The sequence below is a fragment of the bacterium genome (assembly GCA_035529855.1).
Lineage (GTDB): Bacteria > RBG-13-66-14 > B26-G2 > WVWN01 > WVWN01 > WVWN01.
The window spans coordinates 1-11,170 of the sequence record DATKVX010000124.1 but is presented as its reverse complement, the minus strand read 5'-3'; the positions used below and the strand labels follow the sequence as shown (position 1 = coordinate 11,170).

Genomic DNA, 11,170 nt, shown 5'->3' with positions numbered 1-11,170 from the left:
TTGTCGGCAGGTGTTTCATTTCTTAATATTCAACCGTTATGGTGCGCCTTTCCCAGATATTAGGAGTGGCCGCGGCCTTCTTCGTCGGCGCGTTCGCCGGTAACTTCTACCACCTCGTCGTACGCCGGGGCCCGGGCGGCCGCTTCCACGTGACGCTGCCGCCGGCCTGCCCCTCTTGCGGCCGGGCGGAACGGCGCGTGTGGATGCTGCCCATATTATGGTACCCATTATTGCGAGGCCGGTGCCCGGGCTGCGGCTTCCGCTACCATAAAAACCTCGTCCTGCTGGAGGCGGCGGGCGGCGCCGTCGCGGCGCTGGCGTTCTACTACTACGGCTTTTCCTTCGCGTTCGCGACGACGTTCGCGTTCTGCTTCTTCTTCCTTTTGAATTATTGGGTAGACTTCCGCTACGGCGTCCTGGTGCCGCAGCTCTATTTGCCGGCGCTCGCCGCCGGCCTGGCGTTATCTTTCCTCCCCGGGGCTCCTACTCCCGCCGGCGCCCTCGTCGGGGGCGTCGTAGGGGGCGGTTTGTTGTTGGTCGCGCGTCCCGGCCGCGGCCTCTTCTCCGAGAACGCCCGCGGCGCCGAACGCCAAATCGCGTGCGTGGCGCTGGCCGGCGTCTTCCTGGGATGGCAGAGCGCGTTGTTCGTCCTGGCCGCGGCGGCGGTCGCGGCGTTGGTCCTACCGTTGGTCGCCCGCCGCGTGTTCGGCGGCGACCCGGAAACGGCCTTCGGGTTCGCGGTCCTGGCCGCGGCGTTGGCGTTGGCTTTCTACCGCGCCGACATAACATCCTGGTACTTCCGCATCCGCTAGCGGTGAAAGACGGCCGTGCGCGTTTTAATTACTCACCACCGCGTACGCCGGTTAAATTTTAACGGGAAGTCAATGTGGGTACTTACGAGCTCATAGTATACGGCTGCCAGATGAACGACTACGACGGCGAGAAGCTGGCCGGCATAATGGAGGAGGCCGGCTACCGGCCCGCGCCCCCGGGCGAAGTCGCCGACGTCGTCCTGGTATACACCTGCGCCGTACGGGAGTCGGCCACGGCCCGGGCGCTGGGCCGCATCACGTCGCTCGCGCGGTACAAGAAGGGCAAGCCGGGAATCGTCATCGGCGTCGGCGGCTGCTGGCCCGCGGTCGAAAAGGCCGTTATCGAAAGCGCGTGCCCCCACGTCGACTTCACGTTCGGGACGACGAACCTGGAAGGCGTCCCGGCGACGGTTGCGGCCATCCGCGTTACGGCCGCGCCGCCGCGGCCCGACGGCGCGCCGCTCCGGCGGGCGAGCTGGCCTCGAGCCAACGTATCTATCATGCGCGGCTGCAATAACTTCTGCGCCTACTGCGTCGTGCCGTACGCCCGCGGCCCGGAAATTTACCGCCCGGTCGACGACGTGCTGCGCGAGGTGGAAGAGCTGGTCGGAGCCGGTTTTAAAGACATTACGCTCATAGGCCAAAACGTAAACTCGTACCGGTACGGCGACACGTCCTTCGCGGAGCTCCTCGCGACAGTCGACGCGCTGTGCGACGGCGTCTTCCTGCGCTTTACCACCAACCACCCCCGCGACGTCGACGACGAAACAGCGGCCGCGCTCGGCCGGTGCCGCAACGTCGCCCGCCATCTTCACCTGCCGCTGCAGAGCGGCTCGGACGCCGTATTGCGCGCGATGAACCGGGACTACGACATCGCCCGCTACCTCGACGTCGTCTCGAAGGTGCGGAAGGCCGTTCCGGGGATCTGCCTGACGACGGACATACTGGTCGGCTTCCCCGGCGAGACGGAGGGCGACTTCGAGGCGACGCTCGGCGTCGTCGAACGCGTACGCTACGACAGCGCGTACGTATTCATGTACTCGCCTCGAGCCGGGACCGCGGCCGCGGCGCTGGCCGACGACGTGCCCCGCCCCGAAAAAGTGCGCCGCCTCCAAACCGTCGGCGCGCGGCAACGCGCTATTGCGTTGGAAATTAACGAAGGGATGGTGGGGAGCGAAAAACTCGCCTTAGTGGAAGGCCCGAGTCGCAAGAAAGCCGACGAATACGCCGCCCGGTTGAGCGAAAATAAAATCGTCAACTTCGCGGGCCGGGCGCGCCCGGGCGAATTCGTACGCCTAAAAATTACGGGAGCCTCGTCGTGGACGCTAAGAGGCGAGCCGGCGCCGTGACCGAACCCGCGAAGCGCTCCGCCACGACGCCGGCTTTGCCGAGTCCAACTCGAGCCCCGAAAGGGGCGCTATCCCTTCCTCGCCCGCCGCGTCAGTAACGCGTGTAGGATAATCGCCGCCGAGATGGTATCCACGGCCAGGAGTTGACAGACGATGAGCAGCTCGCTCTGCGGGTGAGGTAGTGCGATTAAGTGGACCAACCGAAATATCACGAAAAGCAACGTCGCCATAGATTACCTCGCCTTGTCTTGGTTACCGTTAACTCCTCAACTGGCTTTTCTAGCCGCCGCGAAGAATATGGGTAAAAAGTAACAACGTTCTCCTCTCGATATCGCCGCCCGGCGCGCCCGCGCCACAGCCTGCAGCCGCCCGCCGTCCGCGCCGACCAACCTCTCCAAAAGTTTAACCTCTTCTTCCTCCTCCTCGGCCCAACGGGAAGCCGTCCACGCCGAGTTCAATACGCCGAAGCGGAAGACCTCGAAGCCGGCGCCGCTCAACAGAGCCGGAAGCTTCCGCCCGGCGGCCGAGTCGCCGCCGCGCCGCCGCACCGCCTCCACGACGGAGTCGCGGCTCGAGGCCGCCGGCGGATAGTCTATGGCGCCCTCGTAATCCGGCTCCGCCAACGCGACGTACAAACCCCCGCTCTTTAAAACCCTCCCTGCTTCCCGCAGAAAGGCCGCCGGTTCGGCCAGCCACGTTATCACGAACGCCCCCGCCGCCGCGTCGAAGACGCCGTCGCGGAAGGGCAGCGCCGCGGCGTCGGCGGCTACGAAGGCCGCGCCGCTCCCCCGGCCGCGCGCCGCCGTTAGCGGTTCGGGTCTCCTATCAATCCCCACCGCTATTCCGGTCGCGCGCGCCGCCAGCTCCGCGGTTACGACGCCGCTGCCGCAGCCCACCTCCAATATTCGCTCGAGCCGTCGGAAGCCGAGCTGCCGGTAGAGCTCGCGCCGGTGCGCCTCGTACCACGCCGCCTGGCGGACTTCCTCGTCGGGCGTAAGGTACGGGCCGGCGTCGTTTGCTATCGCTCATCCCCCCCGCGTCACGCCGCGTTGGACGCGGCGTCCGGGCAACAGAAAACCCTCTCGTGCTTAACCGACAGCGGGCACCCGGCGCCGCATATTTCTAAATCCGGACACTCCCGGCAGCGGGCGGGCGCGTACTCCCGGTCGCGGATTTCGCGAGCCAATTCGTGATTGAATATCGTGTCCCAATCGTCCTCGAGTATATTCCCCAAAGGCTGGTAGAACGACTGGCACGGTATGACGTCGCCGTTGGGCTCGACGCACATGTTGTACTTGGCCGCGGTGCACTGTTTGACGCCCAGGTCCATCGTCAGCGGGTTGAAGCGGCAGTACTGCGTCGGCGTATACCATAAAAAAGTCATGTCGTTGGCGGCGCAGGCCGCGGTGAAGCGGCTGAGTATGGGCCCGAGCGCGCTCTCCGGAATGCCGATGTCGACGTCGCGCGCGCCGCCGGAGTTGATGAGGCCGTTAGCCGCCACGTGCTCGACGCCCAACGTCGCCAAAAACGCCACCAGCTCCTCCACGTCGCCGACGTTTTCGGTGGTGAGCGTCGTGTTGGTCAGCAGGTATACCGGGCCGGCCACGGCGTTCTCGATGCCGGCGACGGTCTCGTTGAAAGCGCCGGCCGCGCCCACCATCTTGTCGTGGGTCTCGGGCACCGAGGAGTGTATGGTTATCTGGACGTGGTCGAGGCCCGCCGCGGCCAGCGCGTCCATGTAGTCGGCGTCCTTCAGCTTGCGGCCGTTGGTCAAAAGGCCGGTGACGACGCCCAACTCCTCGGCGTATTCCACCAACTCCACCAGGTCCGGGTGCTGCGTGGGCTCGCCGCCGGTGAAACATACGTGCGGTATGCCGAGCCCCCACACCTTGGCGATGACGCGCTTGAAGTCCTCGGTACCCAGCGCCCCGCCCGCGCGCGGCGTCTCGTTGTAGCAGTGGGCGCAGGCGTTGTCGCACCCGTACGCGAGCGCTATGTCCATCCGGTAGGGCACGTCGACGTCGATGGTGAAGGGGTCGACGCGCTCGGCGCCCAGGTACGATATGGGGCATCGCTCGTCGCCCCGCGCCATCATCTCGATCGTCTCCCGCAGGCGGCGGAGGTCTTCCGCCAGCTCCTTTTTGCCGACGCGGTAGCGCCTGGCCATCGTCTTGACGATGCGGTCGTCGGGCCACTCCTCGAGGATGTAGCGCGCCATTTCGGCGCCGGTCTGGTTGAGGTGCAGGATGCGGGCGGCGTTTATCATCAATATACCTTCGCCCCCCGGGTTCAGGCGGAGGTGAAGGCGAGCCTGGAACTCGGCGTCGTCCCGCCGGAGGTGGTATATCCCCGCCTCGAGCGGCGTTTGCTTCGCCAGGAACTTATCGTATATCTTCTTTCCGATACCCATTAATATCCCACTGTAGTACTGGAGGAGTGCCTGCCCTAGCGGCCGCCGCCGGCGCAAGCGCAGGCGCACCCGGCGCACGCGCAGGCGCAGGCGCAGCTGCTGCCGCCGCCGCTCCACCCTCCGCCCGACGACCTCACGGGCGGCGGGTTGGTGGTCGCCGTAACTTTGCCGGTGAAAGATTCCACCTTTGACACCACGCCGTTCGCGATGCCCTCCACCCGCGTTACGACCGCGTTAGCGAAACTGGCGCCGGGGAGGGTGGGCATATCGAGCGAAACGCCCTTGGCCCCGGCCGCGGGCGCCGGCGCCGCGCGCCCCCACCACACGGGGGCCAGCACGTTGTAGCCCACGAAGACGGTCCGCGCGCGCCCCTCGAAGTCGTCGTCGAGCATCGTCCACTCCAGACCGTTCGTGAATTCTTCGACCTTGACGTCGGGGGTGCCGGCCTCTTCCACCAACCGCCAGGCGGTCTTCACGATCTTGCGGTAGTACTCGACGGTCTCGCGGTGAGAGAAGCCCTTCATCTTCTTCTCCACCGCCTTAATCAGCGACACCAGCATATCCTGGAGCTTCTTCTCGCCCAGGGTACCGTCTTTCCCGACCGCGGCGACGAACTCCTTCTCGTAGGGCCTCAAGCCGTTCTCTTTAAAAGGAAGCGTCTTGAACTTCAGCGGTTCTTGAGCGACTATGGAGAGCGCGCCCTTCTTAATCAAACCGAAGAGGACCAGGGTAAGAATCGCGTTCAACGGCCGCTCCATCAGGATCGCGGCCTCGGGGGCCGTAAGGCCGCGCTTTATGCCCACCCCTTCGACCTTGGCCTTGGGCGGCAGGTACCTCATGCGCCGGCGCCTTTTGTTGATCACGCCGAATACCGCGATTAGGACGAAAATAGTAATCGGGATCAAGCAGCCGCAGAATTGCGTCCCGAGGCCGACGAGGCCGGCGAATAGGTCGCCCAGCCACTCGAAGCGGGGGGGCGACCGCACCTCGGCCACCGCGTCGCGGGGGAACGATATGCCGAAATAATACTGCTCCGACGGCGACGCTTGCTGCCAATCCCAGACGTAATGGACGCGGCCTTCCTTTACGAACAGCTGCGTCGGCTCGCCGCCCTCGTCCTCGTGCCAGCGCGTTTGCTCCCCCGTCACCCCCGGCGGGAAGACGAAGGCCATCGTGAGGTGGCTCGAGCCGGTGGTGAAATCGGAGCCGAACCAGGTGGGACTGAAGACGGCCGACGCGTACGCCTCGTCGGCCGAGTCCTCGAAGACCATATGGTAGTTGCGGCCGTGGACGTGGAGCGTCGCCGCGTCGCCGGATTCGATTTCGTACCCGGAGAGCGGTATCTCGACGCCGACGTCGACGTACTCGGAGAGCCTTATAGTATACAGCGGATGGCCGTCGATGTCGGCGATTATGGAGTCGAGGTCGTAATCGTTGGACGGGAAGCCTACGTCGACGATGTCTATGGGGTCGCCGGCGGCGGTATTGCGGAAGGTTATCTTGTAGTCGATGTCGAACGAGGAGTCCGGGTTTACGGTTACGGTTACGACCTCGCGCGGGACCTCGAAGTAGTAATCCTGCGCCGCGACGGGCGAAGGCGCTACGGCCGCGGCCCAAGACAAAGCTATTATCGCGCCGCACCCAAGGCTCACAGCTTTTAACCGCGGGCGGCGAGGGTCCGTCACCACTTCGGCTCCTCTTCGATCTCGTACGACGTCCCGCAATAAGGGCAGGTTACTACCACGGCCCCGGCCTTAACGTCGATATTATCCTTGGCGAGGGTGGCGCCGCAGGCGCGGCACTTCAGCTCCTCCAGCGACAGGTCTCCGGTTAAATCTATTTGTTGGACGATGGTCTGCGGCTTCTCGGCCTGGTACTTCTTGTAGGAACGATACATCAACACGCCGGCGCCGGCGATGAGCAACAGGCCGATGACGTTGAGGCATACGCCCCCGCCTAACCGGCTGCCGCTCCGGCCGCCGGCCTCGGGGGCGGTGGAGGACATTATCCACAGGACGCCGAAAAATATAACCACCAGCGCCAAAACCACCATCGGCACGCCGAATATGCAGCCGCTCAATTTCATCGTCAAAAGCCGCCGTATTTATGACCTGAGTTGCGTTTATTGCGTAATAATATAGTATCTAATTGTCGATTGCAAGTATAATTCGTCCCGGCGAAGTCCAAATCAAAACCCCCGCGGCTGCGGGGGTTTATCTTCGCGGTAAAACGGGGGTTTTACCTGTTCTGGTAGCGGTCGATTATCGATTTGAAGAGGTCGATCGCGGCGGCGAGCGTGATATTACGCCGCTCAATACGGACTTTATTGCCCTTGACGCCGATTCCGATAAATATTTCGGCTTCCTCTTCGACGACCGGTTCCACCGCTGCCGGAGGCCCAGGTTCGGGCGTAACTTCGGCCGCCACGCCGACCGGGACTTCCTTGGGCCGGGGCGGCATCGGCGGCGCCGCGGGCGGTATTTCGCGGAGCTCTTCCTCTATCGTCGCTTTAATCGCTTCGGCCTCTTCCTCCCTCAAAGCAGGCTCGCTCACCGCGGCCGGTTGTGCTGCGGCGACTATTTCCTCCTCGAAGGGCGGTCCCGCTATCTCCTCGAGCACCGCTTCGGCGCCGGTTTCGACCTCTATCTCGAGGCCGGGCGGGACCATCTCGAACGGGAACTCTTCTTCCACCGGCGGCGCGACAGCTTCAAAGGCGGGGACTTCGGCGGTATCCCACGGCCGGGGCGCTATTACTTCGCCCATTCCCTCCAGGTCGAGCTCCGTCAATTCCAGCCCGGCGAACGCTTTTTCGCCCGGCTCCTCGACGAGCGGCGGCTCGGCCAAGGCTTCGGCCGGAGGTCCGAACTCCGGCGGCATCTCGGGCGGCGCAATAGAAGGCGCCTCGAGCGGCTCCGTCACCGCTCTCTCGTCGTCCAAGGGAATCGCCGCAGGTTCGGGCGGCGCGGGGAAAGAGCTCAAGTCGAAGTCGCTTTCCGGGGCCTCGATAGCTTCCGGGCCGGAGGCCACCGATTCGTCGACTTCTTCGAGAGGAGTCTCGAATTTATCGAACTCCCCGCTCGCGATCCTCTCTTTAAGCCGCCGCGCGCGTTCCTCGTTCCGCCTCTTGATCGCCTCGATGGGGTCCTCTATTTCCTCGGCCATGGGCCCTGCTCCTTTCAAGCCGCCTCGTATCCATATCCCAAATCATTTTAATAACAATATGTTATCCTTGTCAAGGTTTTTTTGGTTGGTTCGCTAATCAATAACCGACGCGTACGCCCTCCCTCCCCGGACGCGAATCCGTCACAACCGACCGAAACCTCCACCGCTCCCTACCCTACGGCGGCGACGTTGTCGGCGGATACCACGCGCCTGCAGGTTACCGCGGGAACGTCAAACGCCGGGAGCCCCCCCGTACGAAGCGAACCCTTTAGCGTCCCGCGCGGCGCGGCCGCGGCCACCGAAAGTCGTCGCCACGCGCCACCCCCGGCCCCGGAAGCGAGCCGGGAAAATATATGACTACTTTACTTGACTTAACCCCCGAATTATGTTAAATATATATATAGTTAAAAAATGTCTTAAATAAACGGATATAAGAAAGGCAGCGGATGGACAGAAAAAAGTTATACCAGAGCGAGAGCGACCTCTGTAGGATATTAACTCACCCCGTACGGTTACACATCCTGGATGAGCTTAGGCGCGGCGAGAAATCGGCGGGCGAACTGTGCGAAGGTGTGGACAGCACCAAGGCCAACGTCTCCGCCCATCTCGCCATGCTGCGCAAGGCCGCGGTGGTGTCGGTGCGGCGCGACGGCCAGAAAATTTACTATTCCATCAAGTTCCCGCGGATATACGAAGCCTTCGATATCATGCGGGACGTTCTGCTGTCGGTCCTTTCGGACCAGGGAACGATGTACGAGGAATTTAAGAACTTGTACAAGGAGAGAGGAAACCGCCGCGCGAAACCTAAATAAAAAACAGCGCCGGTACCTCGAAGAGACGTTCGGCGCGCGCGTGAACTTCGACCCGACGGAGCGGAAGCTCTACGGCCACGATATCGCGGCCATGCCGAGCCTGTTCAAACCGCTCATCGGCGACACGACGCCGGCGGCGGTGGTCCAGCCGGCGGACGAGGCCGAGCTCGTCGAGCTCGTACGCTGGGCCGTTCGGGAAGGCGTGCCGCTGACGCCCCGCGGGAAAGCCACGTCGGGTTACGGCGGCGCCATCCCCGTGAAACAGGGCGTCGTGGTCGATTTCTACCGGATGCGAAACGTCGTCAACGTCGACGCCGAGGAGCAGACGGCGACGGCCGAGGCCGGCGTGACGTGGGAGAAGCTCGACCGCGAGCTCGCCAAGACCGGCCTGACCCTCCGCCTCTACCCAACCAGTTACCCGTCGTCCACCGTCGCGGGTTGGCTCGCGCAGGGGGGCGCCGGCATCGGCTCGTACGAGTACGGCTGGGTCCGGGACAACGTCGTCAGCGCGCGCGTCGTACTGCCGGACGGCGAGGTGCGCGAGTTCGCGCGCGAGGACCTGGAGCTCGTGGCCGACGCCGAGGGCATCACCGGCTTTATAACGCAGGTGACGGTCCAGGTAATGCCGCTCGAGGCCCTGGACGTCGTCGCGGTCGGCTGCCCGGACGCCCACGACCTGCAGCGGCTGTTGGCGTCGCTCGTCGCGGAGGAAATCCCCGTATGGTCGGTGATGTTCATCAACCCGGCGATGGCCGAAATGAAGAACCGCGCGCCGCTTATGGAGCACTACGGTCGCCCGCTCGAGGAGCGCGTACTGCTCCCGGCGGCCTACGTCATGACGCTGGCGTTCCGGAAGCGCGACGCCGACGACGTCCGCGCGAAGCTGGAGGAGACGATTAAGCTCTGCGAGGCGGAGGTCCTCAGCGACAAGATAGCCCGCCACGAGTGGGAACATCGCTTCAAGCTGATGGTCGTCAAACGGCTCGGGCCGTCGCTCGTACCGGCGGAGATCGTCGTCCCGCTCTCGGCCCTCGGCGACGTTATGAGCGAGGTCGAGGAAAAAGTCAACCAACCGGTGGTAAAAGAGGGCGTCGTCATCCGCGAAGGGCGCGACGGCGAGCCGGAGGTCGTCATCCTCGGCTTCATCCCCAGCGACCAGCGTAAGTTCACGTACAACTTCGTCTTCGGCCTGGTCCTCACGGTGATGAAGGTCGCCGCGCGCCACGGCGGCCGTCCCTACGGCACCGGCCTGTACTTCGCCTCCAAGGCCGACGAAATCCTCGGCGCGGGCCGCGCCTCCCGTTTAAAGAAATTCAAAAAAGAAGTGGACCCCCGGAAGCTGTTCAACCCATCCAAGGTCGTGGGGCGGGGCGCAGCGGGCACGGCGCTCGCGGCGGCGGCGATAGTCGAGCCGATGGTGAGGCCGTTCGGGAACCACGTCATAACGACGGTGGGCGAGCGGCCCGAGGGGGACGTGCGCGGCATCCCCGCGGACGTCGCGTGGTACGCGTACGGCTGTTCGCAGTGCGGCTACTGCATCGACGAGTGCGACCAGTTCTACGGCCGCGGCTGGGAGAGCCAAAGCCCGCGCGGCAAGTGGTACTGGCTGCGCGAATACATGGAGGGCCGGGAGGAGTGGAACCAGTTCATGGTGGACACCATCCTGGTGTGCACGACGTGCGAGCTGTGCAACCGCCGCTGCTCCGCGGCGCTGCCCATCGAGCCCTCCTGGATGAAGCTGCGCGGCAAGCTTATAGATGAGGATAAGCGGATGACGTTCCCGCCGTTCGAGATGATGGCCGCGGCGCTCCGCTCCCAGGGCGACATCTGGGCCGGCTACCGCAAGGACCGCGCCGCCTGGTTCCCGGACGACCTGCTCGAAAAACACGGCCCGGGCCGCGAATCCGAAAACGTCTACTTCGCCGGCTGCACCGCGAGCTACGTCGAGCACGACATCGGCCAGGCCGGCGTCCGCCTGCTCGACGAGCTGGGCGAGGATTTCACCTATCTGGCCGAGGAAGAGAGCTGCTGCGGCACGCCGATGCTCGTGGCGGGCCTGTGGGACGTCTTCGTCGAGATAATGAAAAAGAACATAGCGGCGGTCAAGGCCGCCGGCGCCGACACGGTCATAACGTCCTGCCCGGCCTGCGACATGATGTGGCGCCGCGTCTACCCGCAGTGGGCCGAGAAGCTGGGAATCGATTACGACATAACGTGCCGGCACTACAGCGAGGTGGCGGCGGAGAAGATAAAAGGCGGCTTCGCCTTCGACGACGCCGGCGCGCCGAAGGAAAAGGTTACCTGGCACGACTCCTGCCACATAGGCCGCGTCTCGGGCGTGTACGACGCGCCGCGCGATTTGATTGCCGCGATCCCGCAGGCCGACTTCGTCGAGATGCCGTACAACCGCGAAGACGCCCACTGCTGCGGCTCGGTCCTCACGCTTATAAAAGACCCGCCGATAGCCGCGGAGGTCGGCAAGACGAGGCTGGACGAGGCGCTCGAGGTCGGTGCGGAAAAGGTCCTGGCGCTGTGCCCGTGCTGCGAGTTCCAGCTGCGCGTGAGCGCCGACAAGAAGGACGTGCCGGTGGAGGTGGTGGACCTCGCGCGCTACGCCGCCTCGGC

General features: G+C 64.3%; 10 protein-coding genes. 4 read left to right on the top strand and 6 right to left on the bottom strand.

The window, feature by feature from the left end; all coding sequences use genetic code 11:
* Nucleotides 1-38 precede the first annotated feature (38 nt).
* Together VMX79_12175 and miaB are read left to right on the top strand one after the other, a co-directional pair.
* On the top strand, nt 39-812 hold the full coding sequence (locus VMX79_12175; protein ID HUV87854.1) for a prepilin peptidase: 774 nt from the start codon (nt 39-41) through the stop codon (nt 810-812).
* A gap of 74 nt (nt 813-886) precedes the next feature.
* Nucleotides 887-2,161: a tRNA (N6-isopentenyl adenosine(37)-C2)-methylthiotransferase MiaB gene (gene miaB, locus VMX79_12170; GenBank protein ID HUV87853.1), complete on the top strand. Its 1,275-nt coding sequence runs from the start codon at nt 887-889 to the stop codon at nt 2,159-2,161.
* Nucleotides 2,162-2,229: 68 nt separating this feature from the next.
* Here miaB and VMX79_12165 read toward each other — a convergent pair whose 3' ends face one another.
* From VMX79_12165 to VMX79_12140, 6 genes are all read right to left on the bottom strand, one after another.
* A complete protein-coding gene (locus VMX79_12165; GenBank protein HUV87852.1) occupies nt 2,230-2,391 on the bottom strand; it encodes a hypothetical protein in 162 nt (53 codons plus the stop codon).
* 36 nt (nt 2,392-2,427) lie between these two features.
* On the bottom strand, nt 2,428-3,183 hold the full coding sequence (locus VMX79_12160; GenBank protein HUV87851.1) for a methyltransferase domain-containing protein: 756 nt from the start codon (nt 3,181-3,183) through the stop codon (nt 2,428-2,430).
* Between the two features lie 17 nt (nt 3,184-3,200).
* Nucleotides 3,201-4,688 carry a radical SAM protein gene (locus VMX79_12155; GenBank protein ID HUV87850.1) on the bottom strand — a complete coding sequence of 496 codons (1,488 nt, stop codon included), beginning with the start codon at nt 4,686-4,688 and terminating at the stop codon, nt 3,201-3,203.
* The gene (locus VMX79_12150) at nt 4,607-6,223 is read right to left on the bottom strand and encodes a hypothetical protein (GenBank protein HUV87849.1); all 1,617 of its coding nucleotides are present in this window, start codon (nt 6,221-6,223) and stop codon (nt 4,607-4,609) included. Before VMX79_12150 ends, VMX79_12155 begins: the two co-directional genes overlap by 82 nt.
* Before the next feature lie 29 nt (nt 6,224-6,252).
* Nucleotides 6,253-6,657 carry a hypothetical protein gene (locus tag VMX79_12145; protein HUV87848.1) on the bottom strand — a complete coding sequence of 135 codons (405 nt, stop codon included), beginning with the start codon at nt 6,655-6,657 and terminating at the stop codon, nt 6,253-6,255.
* A 152-nt stretch (nt 6,658-6,809) separates the two neighbouring features.
* Nucleotides 6,810-7,733: a hypothetical protein gene (locus VMX79_12140; GenBank protein ID HUV87847.1), complete on the bottom strand. Its 924-nt coding sequence runs from the start codon at nt 7,731-7,733 to the stop codon at nt 6,810-6,812.
* Nucleotides 7,734-8,179: 446 nt separating this feature from the next.
* Here VMX79_12140 and VMX79_12135 point away from each other — a divergent pair, with 446 nt between their 5' ends.
* Entirely contained in the window at nt 8,180-8,545 is a 366-nt protein-coding gene (locus VMX79_12135; protein HUV87846.1) for a metalloregulator ArsR/SmtB family transcription factor, read from the top strand.
* Nucleotides 8,546-8,585: 40 nt separating this feature from the next.
* Nucleotides 8,586-11,170: FAD-binding and (Fe-S)-binding domain-containing protein (locus tag VMX79_12130; GenBank protein ID HUV87845.1), on the top strand; the 2,585-nt coding region annotated here is incomplete at its 3' end.

Excerpts from the sequence above, each read along its gene's own strand:
- VMX79_12165 (HUV87852.1), bottom strand. The coding sequence starts at position 2,391 with ATGGCGACGTTGCTTTTCGTGATATTTCGGTTGGTCCACTTAATCGCA.
- VMX79_12175 (HUV87854.1), top strand. The coding sequence starts at position 39 with ATGGTGCGCCTTTCCCAGATATTAGGAGTGGCCGCGGCCTTCTTCGTC.
- VMX79_12135 (HUV87846.1), top strand. The coding sequence starts at position 8,180 with ATGGACAGAAAAAAGTTATACCAGAGCGAGAGCGACCTCTGTAGGATA.
- VMX79_12145 (HUV87848.1), bottom strand. The coding sequence starts at position 6,657 with ATGAAATTGAGCGGCTGCATATTCGGCGTGCCGATGGTGGTTTTGGCG.
- VMX79_12140 (HUV87847.1), bottom strand. The coding sequence starts at position 7,733 with ATGGCCGAGGAAATAGAGGACCCCATCGAGGCGATCAAGAGGCGGAAC.